Annotated in this window: 14 protein-coding genes; 9 read left to right on the plus strand and 5 right to left on the minus strand. The window is 59.6% G+C overall.

The features are described from left to right. The first annotated feature begins 22 nt into the window (after positions 1-22). The 5 genes from DIT72_RS07000 to DIT72_RS07020 all read left to right on the plus strand — a co-directional run bounded on the left by DIT72_RS07000 (position 23) and on the right by DIT72_RS07020 (position 5,502). Positions 23-1,201, plus strand: coding sequence for an AAA family ATPase (locus DIT72_RS07000; protein WP_135954439.1), 1,179 nt, complete (start codon positions 23-25; stop codon positions 1,199-1,201). 82 nt (positions 1,202-1,283) lie between these two features. Continuing rightward, on the plus strand, positions 1,284-2,579 hold the full coding sequence (locus DIT72_RS07005; RefSeq protein ID WP_206081078.1) for a CpaF family protein: 1,296 nt from the start codon (positions 1,284-1,286) through the stop codon (positions 2,577-2,579). Positions 2,580-2,582: 3 nt separating this feature from the next. After that, positions 2,583-3,566 carry a type II secretion system F family protein gene (locus DIT72_RS07010; RefSeq protein WP_135954441.1) on the plus strand — a complete coding sequence of 328 codons (984 nt, stop codon included), beginning with the start codon at positions 2,583-2,585 and terminating at the stop codon, positions 3,564-3,566. Positions 3,567-3,577: 11 nt separating this feature from the next. Then, entirely contained in the window at positions 3,578-4,534 is a 957-nt protein-coding gene (locus tag DIT72_RS07015; RefSeq protein ID WP_135954442.1) for a type II secretion system F family protein, read from the plus strand. A gap of 41 nt (positions 4,535-4,575) precedes the next feature. After that, on the plus strand, positions 4,576-5,502 hold the full coding sequence (locus tag DIT72_RS07020; RefSeq protein WP_168355030.1) for a tetratricopeptide repeat protein: 927 nt from the start codon (positions 4,576-4,578) through the stop codon (positions 5,500-5,502). Between the two features lie 49 nt (positions 5,503-5,551). Here DIT72_RS07020 and DIT72_RS07025 read toward each other — a convergent pair whose 3' ends face one another. The 4 genes from DIT72_RS07025 to DIT72_RS07040 all read right to left on the minus strand — a co-directional run bounded on the left by DIT72_RS07025 (position 5,552) and on the right by DIT72_RS07040 (position 11,161). Then, positions 5,552-7,480, minus strand: coding sequence for a hypothetical protein (locus DIT72_RS07025; RefSeq protein ID WP_135954761.1), 1,929 nt, complete (start codon positions 7,478-7,480; stop codon positions 5,552-5,554). Positions 7,481-7,551: 71 nt separating this feature from the next. After that, positions 7,552-9,177, minus strand: a complete 1,626-nt coding sequence (locus DIT72_RS07030; RefSeq protein ID WP_135954444.1) for a phytoene desaturase family protein — start codon at positions 9,175-9,177, stop codon at positions 7,552-7,554. After that, the gene (locus DIT72_RS07035; protein WP_168355031.1) at positions 9,174-10,067 is read right to left on the minus strand and encodes a mechanosensitive ion channel family protein; all 894 of its coding nucleotides are present in this window, start codon (positions 10,065-10,067) and stop codon (positions 9,174-9,176) included. Before DIT72_RS07035 ends, DIT72_RS07030 begins: the two co-directional genes overlap by 4 nt. An 89-nt stretch (positions 10,068-10,156) precedes the next feature. Next, positions 10,157-11,161: an AraC family transcriptional regulator gene (locus tag DIT72_RS07040; RefSeq protein WP_135954445.1), complete on the minus strand. Its 1,005-nt coding sequence runs from the start codon at positions 11,159-11,161 to the stop codon at positions 10,157-10,159. A 90-nt stretch (positions 11,162-11,251) separates the two neighbouring features. Between DIT72_RS07040 and DIT72_RS07045 the strand changes: the two genes are divergently transcribed. The 4 genes from DIT72_RS07045 to DIT72_RS07060 all read left to right on the plus strand — a co-directional run bounded on the left by DIT72_RS07045 (position 11,252) and on the right by DIT72_RS07060 (position 16,803). Further along, positions 11,252-12,865: an FAD-dependent oxidoreductase gene (locus tag DIT72_RS07045; protein WP_135954446.1), complete on the plus strand. Its 1,614-nt coding sequence runs from the start codon at positions 11,252-11,254 to the stop codon at positions 12,863-12,865. A 5-nt stretch (positions 12,866-12,870) separates the two neighbouring features. Beyond that, complete coding sequence (locus DIT72_RS07050; protein ID WP_407657956.1) at positions 12,871-14,064, plus strand: L-lactate dehydrogenase; 1,194 nt, start codon at positions 12,871-12,873, stop codon at positions 14,062-14,064. Next, complete coding sequence (locus DIT72_RS07055) at positions 14,061-15,719, plus strand: acetolactate synthase large subunit (protein WP_135954448.1); 1,659 nt, start codon at positions 14,061-14,063, stop codon at positions 15,717-15,719. Before DIT72_RS07050 ends, DIT72_RS07055 begins: the two co-directional genes overlap by 4 nt. A gap of 460 nt (positions 15,720-16,179) precedes the next feature. Then, the gene (locus DIT72_RS07060; protein ID WP_135954449.1) at positions 16,180-16,803 is read left to right on the plus strand and encodes a response regulator; all 624 of its coding nucleotides are present in this window, start codon (positions 16,180-16,182) and stop codon (positions 16,801-16,803) included. Here DIT72_RS07060 and DIT72_RS07065 read toward each other — a convergent pair. Next, complete coding sequence (locus DIT72_RS07065) at positions 16,800-18,548, minus strand: ATP-binding response regulator (protein WP_135954450.1); 1,749 nt, start codon at positions 18,546-18,548, stop codon at positions 16,800-16,802. The genes DIT72_RS07060 and DIT72_RS07065 overlap by 4 nt on opposite strands. Positions 18,549-18,557: the final 9 nt, after the last annotated feature.

Below are 18,557 nucleotides of genomic sequence, written 5' to 3' on the forward strand. Positions count from 1 at the left end.
GCAGGCAGGGAAGGACAAGGCCATGAAAGCACCGATGACGGTTTTGATTGCAGGGCGCAATGCCTCTGAACTGGAAATACTCGAACAGATACTGGCCAACGAGCCAGGTTTGTCACCTACCAGGCGCCTGATTACCAACGGGCATTCTGATCCGCTCCATAATCTGACGGAGCTGCCGGATGCGCTGGTATTCTGCACCACCGTTGCCTGGGAAGACGAGCTGAAGGCGCTCGACGAACGCCCCGCGACGGGCCGCGTCCCGACGATGGTAACCGGTCCTGAAAATACCACCGTCATGCGAACGGCCATGCAGGTAGGGGCCCGGGACTACTTCACCTTCCCGGTCCAGAAACAGGAACTTCTGGTCTCCCTGTGGCGCGTTGCCCGGGAGCTGGAACCAACAGCCAGGCAGGCCGGTGACCTGTTTGCGGTGATTAACAGCAAGGGTGGCTCCGGCGCCAGCATCATCGCGGGCGCATTGGCCCACAGCCTGGTGGAAAAAATTGAGGACCGGGTCGCTTTGCTGGACATGGATCTGCAGTTTGGCCACCTGGCATCGGCCTTCGACCTGAAGGAGAGCGGTGGCCTCATCGACGCCATCCTGCGTGCTGACAACATGGATCTGATGGCCCTCGAGGGCCACATGGTCAAGCACAAAAGCGGGTTGCATCTGCTGGGCAATGGCACTGATCAGTTGATCGTGCCGGGAGATGTCGATGAGGGACAGCTACAGAAACTGATTACATTAATGCGCTCCGGCTATGATCATACGGTGGTTGACCTGCCCAGGCATATCGACGGCGTTACCGGTGGCGTGCTGGAATCCGCCGATCGCGTGCTGCTGGTGATGCAGCAGACCATCTCCCATGTCCAGGATGCCCGACGGCTGCTGCATTACCTCACTCGCTATATGCATGTTCCTGCCGATCGCATCGGGGTGGTGGTTAACCGCTGGAACAAGCGCCTCGCCCTGACTACTGCAGACATTGAAAAGGCGCTGGGTATCGGTGACCTCACCTGTATTCCCAATGATTATGCCCGCGTCGCCCAGAGCGCCAATATGGGGGTGCCGCTACTGGAGGCGGCGCCTTCGGCACTGGTAAGCCGCAGCCTGGTGCAGATGGCGGAGGCGCTGAGTGGCAAGAAGGTGGTGCCGCAGTCCGGTTTTGGCCGGGTCTGGCAGAAACTGGCAGGGGCCTGAGGAGGGCATTATGGAACCGAGCAGCATGAATGGCGCTGGCAAGAGCGAACTGGAAGCGCCACTGGTTACAGCGGGGGTCGGAATGGAAGCTGCGCGCCGGTCCGAAGAGGAACAGGAAAGGGTCTGGAAACAGAAAATTCACCAGAAGCTGATGAAGGTGCTGGATCTGTCCCTGCTGGGAACTTTGGGGCGGGAAGAAGCCGAGCGCCAGCTGGAGGAGATTGGTCAGCGGTTGATGGCGGAAGAGTCGATGCCACTCTCGCTGGCAGCGCGGCAACGTATTCTGCAACAGATCAAGGACGACATCCTCGGCTTTGGTCCCCTGGAGCCCTTGCTGGCAGACAAGTCCATCTCGGACATCCTGGTCAACGGCTACAACTGCATCTATGTGGAACGCAATGGCAAACTGGAGCGGGAATCCGCCACCTTCCAGAACGATAGCCATCTGTTGAATACCATTGATCGCATTGTTTCCAGTGTCGGGCGGCGGATCGATGAATCCTCGCCGATGGTGGATGCGCGGCTGAGGGACGGCTCCCGGGTAAACGCCATTATTCCGCCACTGGCCGTGGACGGACCGTTACTGTCCATTCGCCGTTTTTCCATTGATGGCCTGTCGATGGAGACCCTGATCGAGAAAGGCACCCTGACGCCTTCGATTGCCAATCTTCTGGAGGGCATTGTCCGGGGCAGACTTAATGTCCTGATCTCGGGCGGTACCGGCTCGGGTAAAACCACCCTCCTTAACGTGATGTCCGGGTTTGTGCCGGATGACGAGCGCATCGTCACCATTGAGGATTCCGCGGAACTGCAACTTCAGCAGCCCCACGTGGCGAGGCTGGAAACGCGGCCACCGAACATCGAAAACAAGGGCGAAGTCACACAGCGGGACCTGGTGCGCAACAGCCTGCGCATGCGGCCTGACCGCATTATCGTCGGCGAGGTTCGCGGCACCGAGGCCCTGGACATGTTGCAGGCAATGAATACGGGGCACGATGGCTCCATGACCACCCTGCACGCCAACGCCCCCCGGGATGCCCTGACACGGATCGAGAACATGGTGTCGATGACGGGAACCACCATGCCGACCAAGGCCATCCGTTCCCAGGTGGCATCCGCCATTGACGTTGTGCTCCAGGTGGAACGTCAGGAAGACGGTAAAAGACGGCTGGTGAGTGTGCAGGAGATAAACGGCATGGAGGGTGACGTGATCACCATGTCGGAGATTTTTACCTTCCGCCGCCTTGGTCGCGACGAACACGGCCACGTGCAGGGCAGGTACTGGGCAACCGGCATTGTTCCCCGTTTCCAGGAACATCTCCAGCAGCGGGGTATTGCATTGCCGTTGTCACTCTATGATCCGGATTTTGGGGGCTGAGCCATGGACGTATTGGGAGACAAACTGTGGATATTCCTTGCACTCGTGTTTGTGGCGGTTTTTCTACTGTCCCAGGGGCTGGTGATTCCGGTATTCGGGGAGAGTCGCGGTGCCCGTAAGCGCCTGAGCCAGCGCATGAACAACCTGACCGCCGAAGACGGAAGGGAAGACCGTATATCCCTTATGAGGGAGCAGTACCTGCGGGATCTTTCGCCCCTGGAAAAACGGCTGGAAACCCTGGCCCTGTTGCAGCCCCTGGCCACCCTCATTGCCCAGAGCGGCTACCAGACCCGGGCTTACCGGGTACTTCTGCTGGCGACGGTGTTGGCGGTGACCGCCGGTGTTGCCGGCTATTACGTCAAGAGTACCTGGTGGATACCGCTGGTCTTTGCCCCTGTTGGCGCTCTGATTCCGTTTTTTTATCTGCGCAGAAAACGCAGTCAGCGGATTGCCAGGATCGAGGAGCAGTTGCCGGATGTGGTGGATGTGATTATCCGCGCCTTGCGGGCAGGGCATCCTTTTATTGAAGCCATACGTCTGGTGTCCACCGAAATGCCCAGCCCGGTAAAGGAAGAGTTCCTGACCACCTTTAACGAAATCAATTACGGGGGGGATGTCCGCTCGGCTCTGTTCGGGTTACTGCAGCGGGTTCCCAGTGTGCTGGTCATGGCGTTGATCACGGCCGTTCTGGTGCAGAGAGAATCCGGCGGTAACCTCGCCGAGGTACTGGAGAAAATCGCCTCCGTCATTCGCGGCCGTTTCCGATTCCAGCGGCGGGTCCAGACCCTGTCTGCGGAGGGGCGGATGTCAGCCTGGGTACTCACCATGACGCCGTTTGTGCTGTTTGTACTGATTTCCCTGGTGAATCCGGACTATATGCCCATGCTTACCGAAAGTCCCCGTGGTGGTGACATTATCCTGGTGGCCCTGGTCATGATTGTGATCGGTGTTTTCTGGATCAGGAAGATACTCAATATCAAGGTGTAGGGAGAACAGCCATGGATTACCTGATCGGAATGCTCAACAGCATCATCGAGGACCAGCAGATGTCGCAACTGGCCTTTGTGGTGCTGATGGCGGTTGCCGTCTTCTGTCTCGCCCTGGCCGGCATGTTCCTGATGACGACCTTGTTCCATCCGGTGCGCAGTCGTCTGCACAATGTGGTGGCGCCGGAGGCCAGTGGCACGTCTAGCGGAGGCTCGTTTGCACCGCTGGTCAAGTCTCTCTCTCCCTACGTCTTGCCAAAGAAAGAAAAGGAACTCAACCGGACGGGCCAGCGCCTGGTCCATGCCGGCTTCCGCAGTGACAATGCCCTGTCCAACTTTTACGCCATAAAAACCCTGCTGATCATTGGTCTGCCACTAGCGGTATTTTTTGGTCTGAACTGGGTGCCAGGGCTGAGCAGTCTGGAAATCCTACAGGCGGCCACCGCGGCCACGCTGGTGGGAGCCCTGGGCCCCAACTACGTGCTGGGTAAGCTGATTGAACGGCGCAAGCGCAAGCTTTACAACGGGTTTCCAGACGCCCTGGACCTGCTGGTGGTATGTACCGAGGCGGGTTATGGCCTCAAGCCGGCGATACAGCGGGTGGCCGATGAGTTGGTGGTGGGGCATCCGGAACTGTCCGAAGAGCTAGCCCTGGTCAACAGCGAGATGCGGGCCGGTGTGGACCGGATCGATGCCCTCAAGAACCTCTCTGAACGCACCGGCCTGGAGGAGATTGGTGGTCTCGTGGCTTTGCTCAGCCAGAGCCTCCGGTTTGGCACCAGCACGGCCGAGTCCCTGCGAATCTATTCCGAGGAGTTCCGCGACAAGCGCATGCAGCGGGCGGAAGAGGCAGCCGCCACCATCTCCACGAAAATGATATTTCCGTTGGTGTTTTGCATGTTTCCCGCGTTCTTTGTCGTGGCCATAGGGCCGGCCGTTGTCGGGGTGCTGGATCATTTCAAGGGATAGATAATTGTATCCACACTCAGCTTAATCCGAGGATTTACATGATGGCCTATCAGCATACAAAGAAAGTGCGTGGTGTGTGTCTCGTCGTTACTGTGCTTTCCCTTTACGGTTGCGCCAGTAGCCAGACGGTAGAGTCCGGCAACAGTTATACAGAGCTGTATGAGGGCACGTCCGAGCTGACATTTTCCACACTGATGCCAGTGGAGTCGGCAGAGGAGGCGATCGCCAGGGGCGATGCCGCTTACCGGCGCGGCGATGTGGATGAGGCGGTATTCGAGTACATACGGTCACTGGAACTGGACCCGGACAATGCCGATACCCTCTACAAAATTGGTGCGATCAACCACCACAAGGGAGCCAATAACAAGGCCGCTTCCGCTTTTCGTCTGGCGCTTGAACAGGATGCCAGCCATCCCGGTGCCCTCGAAGGCCTGGGGTTGATGATGATGAAGCAGCGGGAATACGATCAGGCCCGCGCCATGCTTGAACAGGCCGTTGCGGCCGACAGCAAGCGCTGGCAGGCATGGAATGGTCTGGGTATTCTGGCGGACCTGCGCGGTGACTTTGCCAGCGCGCTGGATTATTACGACCGGGCACTGGCGCTCTCTTCCCGCAATGCCAAACTCCATAACAATCTGGGATACTCCTACTACCTCATAGGCAAATGGGAGCGGGCCGAGCATCAGTACCATACGGCGCTTGGCATCTCACCCCGGCACGAGCGCACATTGCGGAATCTTGGCCAGCTCTACACCCGTATGGAGCGTTACGACGAAGCCCTGGAGGCCTTTGCCAAAGTCATGGGCGAGGCAGATGCCCTGAACACCATGGGTTATATCCGCATGGCCGAGGGGGATTATCCGCAAGCCGAAGTCTTCTTCACCCGGGCTGCCAAGGCGTCCCCCAGCTACCATGTGACATCCAATGAAAATCTGGAGCAGGTGCGCCGCCTGATTGAGCGCGACTAGCGGCTGATTTTTCCGCGTCCCAGGGCCTGAAATATCAAGCGCGGCGGCGTTATTCCTCCGCCGCCCAACTCCCATACCCCAGCTCCATTACCCTGGCCACTTCGTCATCCGGTATGGAGCCAAGGTCACCCAGCTCCAGGGTGTCGTAGTGGAACGCATAGAGCCGTGAGGTAAATTCCGCGATGGGCAGGGAGGCCTCGCCGCGAATCTCGCCGTTTCCCCGTGTTGAACAGGTAATGCCCTGGCCCCAGTCCTGGCCGCTGTCGTTGTTGGGGTTGAAAAAGTACACCCGCATTTCGTTGCTGGGGCTCAGTGCCACCCGCTGGATGGTGATGGCGTGGCGGCCGACAAAACGGGCGGCGCTGTCGGTGACGGCAATGCCGGCGGGCTGGTGGTGAATGACCGGGAAATTTCCATTGTAGTAGGGGTGGTAACTGGCATAGAAGTGCCTGATAAAGCCTTCGTAGTCCTTTACCTCGCCAGTGTGGATGTCGGCTACCACCCTGAAACCATGGCTGACCCACCAGCCATAGAATTCCGGGTTGATCCAGCGGTGGGCGTCATCGTCCCGGTCTTCACAGCGGCGCCACATTTCACCGTAGATCCGATCCATGTGGGGAATCAGGATCAGTGACACCGGATCCACGTCCACCGGCGTGTCCTTGACCAGCCCCGGTTCCAGATTCTTGGACGACACTTCCCAGCCTTCAAACCGGCCCAGTACTTCATTGTCACGGGCTGCCCAGGTCAGCACCTGGAGCAGATAGTCGGCCTCGTTGGCCGCCCACATGGACAGCCCGATCGCAGACTGGCAACTGGGGTTGTTGCCCTGGCCCACGCCCAGTGGCTGTCCCAGCAGATTGAGCACACCGGCCAGCAGAAATACCCGTGGCGGAACGGCATTGCCGAACGCTTCTGTCAGGGCCTGCCCGGTTTCCTCCGACAGTTTGAGCTTGATCTGGCGCCACAGCGCCTGGGCCACCGCCGGGGTAAACAGCGAGCCACGTTCCAGCATCATGGTCAGGCCATAGACGGCCTGGCAGGTTTCCGGATAGATGGCTTCGTCGATCAGGGAATGAACCAGCTGGTGGTAGCAATACAGATCGTCCAGCCCGGTCATGCTCAGCCCCAGGGCCTTGGGAATCAGTTCGTCCTCGTTGCTGGTGCGCAGGAATCTCAGAAATACGGCATGATAGGGCGATGCCAGGCCGGTATCGTGCATGTTGCGGGCAAATTCCCTGGCCTCGCCCGCCAGCGCTATGTCGTCCATCCGGGTCAGGCGCAACTGGTAGACATCCAGGCCGGGGTCTTCCCTGCTGCCGGGGGTGGGCGCGAACAGGGCCCGCACCAGGCGGGTGGCATCGGCGGTGCCGGTGGTCTCAAGCTCAGGGTCATACAGGCATTTGGCGATCTGGCCGATCATGTCGCAGATGCTGTCCACCTGAACCGGCCCTTGCTCCAACAGCCGCCATACCTCTGCGACGAGGCTGTCCAGCAGGCTGTCGTAGCCGAGATGGGAAATCAGGTACTGGTATAGCCCCTCTACGATAACGCCGAGCTGCCTGGGCCGTTCCCGGTCCGCTTCGGTCAGCGTGCCGGACAGCAGATCCAGATTCAGTGCCATTACCTGGGTCAGGAAGTGCCGGGCCTGCTCCGAGGATATACCGGGGTGGAAGTAGTCTCCACGAACCACCGCCAGCAGGCGGATTTCGCTGAGCGCTTCCACCACGGTGGTCACGGCGCCGGCTTCACGCAGGGAGTGTTTTGCCAGTGCCGGCTGCAGGATACCCGGCCTGGACCAGTCGCTGCTACCGAAGATGCCGGCGGATTCCAGCGCACGAACCCGGCGGTACAGCACGTCAAATCCACCCGGTAACGTCATCAGCACTCGCGCCCTCTCCAGCAGGTTGAGGCTGGAAGCCTGCGGCGACATGCTTCGGGCATGGGCGAAATCCGCCAGTGCGACATCAAATTGCATCGAGGCCTGGGCAATATCCAAAGGTCAGCTCCTGTTGCTTTAAAATACGGACGAATTTTACGTTCGATCCGTTATCCTACAAACATTCTTTTTGCCAACGGCAGCCCCTTGAATCCACTGACTGCTATGGTGGCAAGTAACCCGCCGATCATGGCCCCGGCCACGCCGCAGGTCATGACATCCTGGCCGGTCAGGTAGAGGCCGGGGATGCGTGTTTTGGGCTTCAGCCAGTCCTGCTCGAAGCGGCTCGGGGTGTGGTTCAGGCCGTAGATCTCGCCCTTGCTGTAGCGGCAGAAGTAGTCGGTGGACAGGGGCGTGGACAGCTCGTAGTAATCCACCTTGCCTTCCAGGTGCGGGAACTTCTCGTACAGCTTGGCCAGCAGCCGCTGGGCATAAGCTTCTTTCTTTGCCTCGTATTCCTCGCCGCGCTTGCCCCAGGTTTTATCGGCCCAGTCCCGGTACCACTCATAGGGCCCGGGGGCGACAATCTCGATGGTGGCGCGGCCGGGATAGCGCTCGGTAAAACTCGGATCCTTGGCGGAGGGGAAGGAGATGTAGGTCAGTGGAATGTCGGTCTCATCGGGGGCAGCCATGAAGTCGCTGAGCTGCTTTTCGTAATCCGCGCCCGGATAGATCCAGTAGTTGGTTCTGGGTAATTCAAGGTTCTCGGCGGTATCCTGCAGGCCGATGTACAGGCAGTTGCTGGCCATGGAGCGTTCCACGGTTTTCAGCTTCTGCTGGTAAAAGTCCCGCTGCGGCGCGGTTTCCGGTAGCAGTTTTTCGAAGGTGTTGAACACGCCGGCATTGCTGATTACCAGCGGGGCGCGCACTTCTTCACCGTCGGCCATGCGCACGCCGACGGCTTTGCCTTTCTCGATCAGGATTTCGCTCACGTCGGCGTAGGTAAACACCTCGCCACCGCTCTGCTGGATGACCGGGATGATGGTCCGGGCCATTTCCGAAGCCCCGCCGATGGGGTAATAGCCACCGTAGAGATAGTGGCGCGCAATCAGGGCATGGATGATAAAGCTGGATTCGGCTGGCGGCAGGCCGTTATCGCCCCATTGTCCGGTGAGCACGGCAATCAGTTCCTGGTTACTGGTCAGGCCTTCCAGTACTTCACGGGTAGGGCGGTTCAGAAACGATGGCGCAGTGCGGTTTACCAGTTTACGCAGCGGGCCGGCGGCCAGGTCGGGCAGGACTTTGCCGATAACCAGCCCCGGCATGGCCCTGGCTACCTGTTTGAGGTAATCCAGATAGGTGTCGATGGCCTGTTCCTCGCCGGGGAAGGCCTTTTTCAGTTCGGCTTTGAAATTGTCAGGCCCGGCTACCAGATCCACATGGCGCTCGCCGATGAAGATACGGTCAAAATGGCTGTCCATGGGCGCCCACTTCAACTGGCCGTCAGTGATGTGGTCGAAAAGGCGTTTGGTCAGGGTGTGGTCAGCGCCCACATCGCCGATGTAGTGCACACCCACATCCCATTCGTAGCCGTTGCGATCGTAACTGTGGGTGAAGCCGCCGGCGGTGTAATGCTGCTCGAACACCACCACTTTCCTGCCCAGTTTGCTCATGCAGGCCGCCGTGGTCAGCCCGCCGATGCCGGAGCCGATAACAATGGCATCGTAGGGGCCGTCCAGACGATTGGCGCGGTAGCGATGGCCGACACGAATGGTGCTGGGTTTGGGGCTGCTCATGGTGTTTGATCCGGCTGAGGTTGATCATCAGAGGAGCGGGGATTTTTGCTGGAGAAATCGGTGCTGGCAAAGACCTCCGACAGAATCGCCTGCTCGATGTAACTGCGCTGTCCGGATTTGGCGGGCAGCCGGACAGTCAGGTGGATTTCGCTGGCCTCCGGGGCCTGGATGGTCACCCGCGGGTCTACCGAAGGCACTTCCAGGCCGCGCAAAACGCCCACCTTGTCCATATGTTTGCGGACTGACTCAAGATAGGGCTCGCAATGGCGATTGGCGGCTTCCAGCAGGGCATTCCGGGCGGCCTGCCAGTCGTCCTCCCGTTTAAAGGGCACGGTGAAAACGTGGAAGTCCCAGTGGTCGGTAAAGCTCTCATTGATGACCGGTTCAGAGACGAACAGGGCATTGGGTACCACGATCATCCGACCGGTGCGCTGGTGACCCGTTTTCCCCGGGCCAACCTCGAGGATGGTGGTCGCCAGCAGGGTCTGGTCGATGACATCACCGCGGAAATCCTTCACCTGTATGCGATCTCCCAGATTGAAAGAGCCGGCGCCGCTCTTCAGGATTGCACCGGAAACACAGAGGATCAACTCCTTGGTGGCGACCACAAAGGCGACGGCGATAGCGACGATGGATAATGCCAGGGAGCGGATCTGGTCACCCCAGATCAACGCCATTCCCAGGATTCCCAACAGCAGGAAGCCGTTGCGAAAGTTTACCAGCAATCGCCCCCGCAACTCCGATGACGTCACGTTTCGTCGGATAAAACGGGCGGTCAGGGTCCGCAGGATGATGATGGCCAGCACCAGTAATCCGGTGCTGATCAGCAGCCTCCACATGGAGTCCGGCAACGAAAAACTTTCAGGCGTCAACGCCAGAGTCTCGAGCATGCTTCAGTCTCATGACTTATAAATTCAACAACGCATTGTCGGGGGAAAGCGGGGAGGTAACAAGCCAAAACACCGTCCGGGAAACAGTTTCAGCTTTGCTGCTTGCGCCATCGCACCGGCGGCGCACCTGTCCAGCGCCTGAAGGCACGATAGAAGGTGCTGACCTCCGCAAAGCCCAGTGATTCGGCAATCTCGGGCAGGGACGCAGTGGTGTCGGTCACGGCCTGAAGCGCCCGCTCCCGGCGCACCTCATCCAGCAGTTTGTCGAACGTCTGCCCCTGTTCCCTGAGACGACGCGCCAGCGTGCGTTCGCTGATCCCCAATGCCGCCGCCGCAGCAGCACGGCGCGGCAGGGCCGGGCCCAGCCTGGCAGCCAGCCATCGCCGTATCTCCGGAGCAGACGCACTGTTGGTGGACAGGGCGGCCAGACGGGCTCTGGTGTAGCGTTTGTGTACCTGCGCCAGTTGGGGGTCTGCCTGGGGCAGGGGTTGATCCAGCACGGTGTTGTCCACCAGCACGCCGCTGAAGGCCTGCTCGAATTCCACCGGGCACCGGAATGCTGCCTGGTAGCCCTGCAGTGGCCCCAGCCTGGGTTGGCTGAACTGCGCCCGCGCGGGTTGCATCCGTGCTCCTGTCACCCAGCTGGCGAAACCGATGACCGCTGCCAGCACCGCTTCAATCTGGTGGGGGCTGAATGCCAGTTCTCCCTGGCGGGGATGATAGACGAGCCATGTGGCTGACTCGCCAGCAAGCACCTGGAAGCGCCCGCCATCGGAGATCAGGCGCTGGAACCTTTGTACCATCATCACCGCCTCTCGCAGGGTGGCCGCAGACTGCAGCGCAAACCCCACGCCACTGATACTCATCGGGGAGAACCCGGCCCCCACTTTCAGCCCGAAGCCGGGGTCGCCTGTGCAGCGCTCCGCCGCATGCCAGAGCCGCGTAATGTCATCAATGGGCCAGCGCTCGAGCTCCCGCGCAGCAGCAGGAATCCCGGCCGTGGCCAGCAGGGTATCTGCATCCACCGAGAGTCGTTGCGCCGCAGCAATGACGGTATTCACCCAGCCGAGAGAAACCGTGGCCTCTAATGTCAATTTTTATGGCCTCTGAAGTCAATTTTTAAGTCATGGTAGCGGTATATCTTGGAGTCTGACAACAGAGTTTTATCAACCCGGATGTGCAGTATGGCCAAGGTGATTACTTCAGATGTTCTGGTGGTTGGTGGCGGGCTGGCAGGTATTGTCATGGCACTTGAAGCCCTGCGGGCCGGAAAGAGTGTCACCCTGGCGGATCGTGATACCTCCGAACGCATGGGCGGGCTCGCACTCTGGGCCTTTGGTGGCATGATGCTGGTAGGCACGCCCCTGCAGGAGCGCATGAAGATTGCGGATTCGCCGGAGATCGCCCTCGGTGACTGGCTGAGTTTTGGTGAGCTGGCCAAGGATGATGAATGGCCGTTGCGATGGGCACGCTATTACGTCGAACATTCCCGTTCCGAAGTTTATGACTGGCTGAGCAATGAAGGCATCAGATTTCTGCCGGCCGTCAACTGGGTAGAACGTGGCCGCCTCGGGGATGGTAACCGTCTGCCCCGCTACCATGTGGTCTGGGGCACTGCTCGCGAGCTGGTCCGTTGTCTGCTCGCGGCACTGCATCGTGAAAACAGTGCCGGAAAGGTCACCGTGTTGCACCAGCATCGTATAACTGCGCTGGACCATGAGGGCGGCAAGGTCTGCGGTGCCGTGGCGATTAACGAAGCGAGCGGCGGGGAAGTCCGGCTGGCGGCATCTGCAGTGGTGCTGGCCACCGGTGGCATCAACGGCAGCCACACCGAATGCCGCGCCAACTGGCCGGCTGACCGCCCGCAACCTGCCAGCATGCTCAATGGCGCACATCCCAATGCGGACGGCAGCATGCACCACTGGGTTGCGGACACGCTTGATGGCCGGATAACCCACGCCGGTGAGATGTGGAATTACGCGGCCGGGTTTCCGCACCCGTACCCGCACTTTCCCGGTCATGGTCTGTCGACCATTCCCTGCAAATCCGCCCTGTGGCTGAACCACCGGGGTGAGCGCATCGGCCCCGAGCCCCTGGTGACCGGGTTCGACACCCACTGGCTGTGTCAGCGCGTTGCGGAACAGGAGAAACCCTGGACCTGGCACCTGCTGAACTGGCGCATTGCCGCCAAAGAGTTTGCAATCTCCGGCGCCGAACACAACGCCCGGATACGGGACAAGCAATTCCCCCTGTTCGTGAAAGAGCTGTTGCTGGGCAACCACGCACTGGTGAGCCAGATGCAACGCGAAAGCCGCGATTTCCTGGTGGCGGACAGCCTGAGTGACCTGGCAGGCAGAATGAACGCGCTGACCTGTTCCCATGACATTGATCCCGGCACACTCCAGGCCACCGCGGATGCCTTCGATGCCAATTTCAGCGCCGGCACCCGGCTGCATAACGACCCCCAGATCCGTCTGATCCAGCACGCCAGGGAATGGAAGCCGGACCGCCTGCGCACCTGCAAGCCGGCACCCCTGCAAGAGCCCGGCGCCGGGCCCTATATCGCCATTCGCATGCAACTGATCACCCGTAAAAGCCTGGGTGGTCTGCAGACCGATCTGCAAAGCCGGGTACTCAATGCTGCTGGCGCTCCCGTGGAGGGCCTGTACTGCGTCGGGGAAGCGGCCGGTTTTGGCGGTGGTGGCGCCAATGGTAAACGTTCGCTTGAAGGCACCTTTCTGCCCGGCTGCATCATGACTGCGCGGGCGGCGGTGCGATCCATTGTTGCAGGAGGCTGATGCCCATGAACCCGAAGTTTGGCTACCCGGCCACCGCTGGTGACTACCGTGAAAAGGCCCGCGCCCGCTTGCCCGGATTCCTGTTTGATTACCTGGACGGCGGCGCGACCGACGAGCAGACCCTCCGTGCCAACGAAGCCGACTGGGCAAACATAAAGCTTCGCCAGCGGGTTATGGTCAATGTCGACGAGGTGGATACAGCCACCACCCTTGTCGGGCAGCACTGCGCCATGCCGGTGGTACTGGCACCTCTCGGGCTGGCAGGGATGATGGCCAGGCGCGGCGAAGTTCAGGCGGTACGCGCCGCCAATGCCGCAGGCATTCCCTTTACCCTGTCCACAGTGGGTATCTGCCCGGTGGAGGAAGTGCAGGCCGCCGCCACAGAGGCCGCCTGGTTCCAGCTCTATATGATTCGTGACCGCTCCCGCATAGAAGCACTGCTGGAGAAGGCCTGGGCGGCCGGCTGCCGCACACTGGTGTTTACCGTTGACCTGCCCCAGCCCGGCATGCGCCATCGCGACTTTCGTAATGGCCTGTCCAGCCCCGGTCCGCGAGCCAGGCTGTTGAAAATCCAGCAACTGCTGTCGCGCCCGGCTTGGCTCTGGAGCGTTGCGGTGCGCGGCGGCCCTCTCAGCTTTGGTAACCTCAGTGATGTGGTGCCGGATGCCGGCAATCTCGATGCCTTCAAGGACTGGATTGATGCCCAGTTCGATCCCACCGTCACCTGGGCGGACATCGAATGGATACGCCAGCACTGGCAGGGCAAGTTACTGCTGAAAGGCATCCTGGATGTGGAAGACGCCCGCCAGGCTGTTCAGCTGGGGGCAGACGGAATCGTGGTGTCCAATCACGGCGGCCGCCAACTGGACGGCGTTGCCTCTGGTGTTGACAAACTTCCGGAAATCGTCGCTGCTGTGGGCGCGCAGACAGAAATTTTTGCCGATGGCGGCGTCCGCAGCGGGGTGGATGTATTTCGTGCCCTGGCCCTGGGCGCCCGGGGCGTAATGGTCGGCCGCCCCTGGGCCTGGGCACTGGCCGGCGGCGGTGAAGCCGGGCTGACCAGATTGCTGGCAAGCTGGCAGCAGGAGTTGCGGCTGGCCATGACGCTGACCGGCGTTACCCGTATCGTCGATATTGGCACAGAACAACTGGACCGACCCTATAACCCCGAATTCCGAAAGACTGGAGAACAACAATGACAAACGGCGCACAAGCTCTGATGAAAACACTGGTGGATGCCGGCGTAGAAGTCTGCTTCAGCAACCCCGGCACCAGTGAAATGCATTTTGTGGCGGCGCTGGACGATGAACCGAAAATGCGTGCTGTACTTGCCCTGTTCGAAGGCGTCGCCACCGGTGCGGCGGACGGCTATGCCCGCATGGCCGACAAGCCCGCCGCCACGCTGCTGCACCTGGGCTGCGGCCTGGGCAACGGGCTGGCCAACCTGCACAACGCCCGCAAGGGCAAGGTCCCGGTAGTGAACATCGTGGGCGATCACGCCACCTATCATGTGAAATACGACGCCCAGCTGCAGTCCGATATCGAGACGGTGGCCCGCAACGTATCACCGGGTTTTGTGCGCACCGCGAAGAGCACGGAAACACTTTGCGAGGATGCCGCCGACGCCATTGCTGCAGCACGCAGGGCGCCTGGCCAGGTCGCCACCCTGATCCTGCCGGCGGATGTTTCCTGGGGTGAAGGCGGAGTGCCCGGCGCGCCTCTGGCCCCGCCCCGGCCGGAACCGGCGGACGATGCCACGGTAGAGGCAATCGCCTCGGCCATCCGCTCCGGCGGGAAAACCGCCCTGCTGATGGGCGGGCATTCGTTGCGGGAACCCAGCCTGCTGGCGGCGGCAAAGCTTGCCGCACACAGCGGAGTCGTGCTGATGGCGGAGACGTTCCCGACCCGCATGGAACGAGGCGCCGGCCTGCCTCCGGTAGAGCGCCTGGCGTACCTGGCCGAACTGGCAACGGTACAGCTGACGGATATCGAACATCTCATCCTGGTCGATGCCAAGGCTCCGGTTTCTTTTTTTGCCTATCCGGGCAAGCAAAGCTACCTGGTGCCCGATACCTGCAAGGTTCACACCCTGGCAGCGCCGGACCAGGACATCACCGCAAGCCTCGACAAGCTCATCAAGGCCCTGGGCGCCAGCCAGGCCGAACCCGGGCTGCAAACCGCCAGAAGACCGGGCCGGCCAAGAGGAAAGCTTACCGCGGAAAAAGTCTGCAAGGCAGTGGGCCACCTGATGCCCGACAACGCCATTATCGTGGACGAAGGCATTACCTCCAGCCTTATGCTTTCAGTGATGACCGAAGGAGCACCGAGACACGATCTCATCACCCTCACCGGTGGCGCTATCGGGCAGGGCCTGCCCAATGCCGTCGGTGCAGCCGTCGCCTGCCCTGACCGTCCGGTACTGGCGCTGATCGGCGACGGCACGGCCATGTACACCATCCAGGCCCTCTGGACCATGGCCCGGGAACAGCTGAATGTCACTACCTTCATTTTCAACAACGCGTCCTACTCGGTGCTGAACATCGAACTGGAGCGGGTAGGGGCAGAACGGGCCGGCACCAAGGCCAAATCACAACTGGATCTGCGCGGGCCGGTGCTTAACTTCGCCGAGATGGCGCAGGGAATGGGGGTGCATGGGGTGAGAGTCGATACCGCTGAAGATATGAATAAAGCCCTGGAATACGCCCTGAGCATGCCGGGGCCACACCTGATCGAAGTGATGACGCCAGAGTCGCTGAGCGGCGTGAAACGCAGAATACTGCCGTGGATGCTACGCGCATTGCCGAACCTGCCGCTGTCGGTCAACAAGGCGCTGAAGCGCAAGCTGGCACCTTAGCCGCCACAGGGACGGGTCCAGGGATTCGGTGGCGCGCATTCTCGCGAATGCTCCTAGCCAATCTGTAACTTCTCTGGGGACGATGTTCCCCCGGGTCCGAGGGCGGATCCGACCAGATAGGCCACGGTCAGGGGACACACGCGCCCGACAAACATCAGGAAGGGTGGGTTAATGCGCCAGACAATCTGTGGGAAATGGTTATCAAGTCTTTGCCTGTCGCCCATCACTCATGGCCCCGGAGCTATTGGTAAAGCGATATTTTGGTTTAAGGAATGATAGCAGCCAGGATTCCGGACTGCCCGGTTACCCTCTCGTGCTCATTGTGGTGCTCTGCAGGTTAGTCTTCCATATCGATGAGCCGGACCGAAAAATCAGAATCCGGCATTTGTCGTTTCCCGGGAAACCCTCTAAAATTTGTGGGCTGTCTGGTGGAACAATCAACCAAATTCCGGACGCGCCAATGAAACTGCTTATTGTGGACGACCATAAGCTTTTTATTGATGGCATGCGCCATCTCCTGAATCATCTTGGCGGCGCAAACACCATTGAAGATTGCACCCGGGCTGAAGATGCTATCCTCCGGCTTGAGAAAGACGACTTTGACCTGGTCCTGATCGACCTGGCCATGCCCGGCATGGATGGTCTGGCAATTCTCCAGAGACTGTGGGAGACGGGTTCAGTCACGCCTGTTGTGGTTGTGTCCGCAGAGGAAGATATAGCCCGAATCGACAACGCCCTCGCGCTGGGCGCTTTGGGGTACATCCCTAAAGAACAGAGCGCGATAGAGATGCTTGATGCATTGCATCAGGTCCTTTCAGGCGAGATATATATTCCCGTAAAGATCCGCGAACGGCTACGTGGTTTCCATGCCCGTCGACATCCGGAGGACGGCACCCTGACCCGGCGGCAGAGCGACGTCCTCGAGCTGGTGGCCAAGGGATACTCCAACAAGCAGATCGCCTCCGCGCTGTTTCTTGCGGAGCATACGGTCAAGGTCCACATTGCCTGTATCATCAAGGCTCTCAATGCCAGCAATCGGACTGAATGCGTTCACAAGGCCCGGAGCCTGGGCTTGCTTGATTAGTCCACACCTGTGGGACTTGCCAATTGCCTCTGGATAAAGCTTCTGAGCAAGGATGGTCTGACAGGCTTTTGAATCATCCTGAGTCCACTGTTTTCGACTTCCTGTAACTGCCGGGGATTGGTTGTACCGGTAATAATGATGGCCGGTAACTCTGGCCCATAACGCTCTCTGATCATCTGTATCGCCTCGATGCCATTATGCGGTCCATCAAGGCTGAGATCCGAAAGCACCAGATCTGGCTGGTCTGGCAGGAGCTTTAACGCCTCCGTCGGGGATGTGACGGGGGTGACCCGGAAGCCCCACTTGTTTAACAGGGTGTCCATGGCATGGAGGACATTCTCGTCGTTGTCGATGACCAGAATGTGGTGGCCCGAATCCTGCCACTCAGGCTCAATTGCTTTTCCGGAAGACTGTTTCATGCGAGCGGGATCACCAGTCGGGATGGAAAGACTGAAAACCGATCCCCTGCCATCCACGGATCGAAGATCCAGTGGCAGACCCATTAAGCTGCAGAGCTTGTGAACAATTGCAAGACCAAAGCCCAACCCCTTATCTCTTTCATCTTCATGGGGTGATTCGTGAGCCTGTTGAAACTCAATGAAGATCCGTTCGTGTGCTTCCTGAGGAATACCGATACCGGTATCCCATACCTGGACCAGCACCGAGTCTTGCCTGGGGCGGGAACTGAGGAGGATACCACCGCGATCGGTATAGCGAATGGCGTTGGTTATCAGGTTGCGCAACACTCGCTCCAGTAGTACCTGATCCGTTCGCACGACTGCGGGTTGTGTGTGGAGCCTTAGCGACACGTGCCGTTGCCCGGCCTTGTCCTGGAACTCCTCTTTCAACTGAATGAGGAAGGTTTCTATATCGAAGTCCTCCGGCTCTGGCTGGACGATGTTGGCATCCAGTCGAGACAGGTCGAACAGGGCATCGAACATTCTGCGCATGGCATCAAGTGAGGCATCAATTCGGCTGAAAATGAATTTTTCTTCCCGGCGGCTGTCGGCGCCCTTCAGGGCATCGACAAAAAGCGACAGTGCGTGAAGAGGCTGCCGAAAGTCGTGGCTGGCCGTTGCCAGTGTCCGTGATTTTGTGCGAATGGCATTCTGGAGCTCGCGAGATTGTTCTTTGAGCTGATCCGCCAGGTCAGCGGTTTCAAGACGTAATCTTATTTCCCAACGCACAATCGAATTGAGCTTCCGGGCAAGGCCGTATGAGGCCAGGATGGCAAAGACAACCATTATTGCCGGCGCAAACCAGGCGACATCACCAAGTAGCACAAACTTTGCGGCCAAAGCGCTTTTAATGGGTAAACCGTAACTGTAATAGAGTGGCAGCCAGTGTGCGCCTGCGGAGATCGAGCCGATTCCGAGAATAAGGGCCAGAGTAATGGCGAAGACGCGGTGCGGCGGCGATTCAAGGTCGTGCATCAGAAAAACGGCGATAGCCCAGAGAAAACCCATGTATGCCTGCACAATCAGAAGCCTGAGGTGCCAGAGATGGGCGTTTTCAAAAGAGACGTCATTTCTACGATAACCAGAAGCAACCAGGTAGCGTGCGCCGGTGCCTGCGAGCATCAGTACTAACCAGCTCAACAACACAGCACGGTCAACCTGGTTCCACATGACCAGCATGACGGACAGTGGAACCAGGATGGTGAAGGCAGCCCATTCCCTTATCTGTTTGAAATAGGGGGCGAGCGCCTCAAAAGTGGTGCGTTGCTCGATCTTCGTGGACTCCATCTATATGAG

The organism is Marinobacter orientalis (genome assembly GCF_004792665.1).
GTDB classification, from domain to species: Bacteria; Pseudomonadota; Gammaproteobacteria; order Pseudomonadales; family Oleiphilaceae; genus Marinobacter; species Marinobacter orientalis.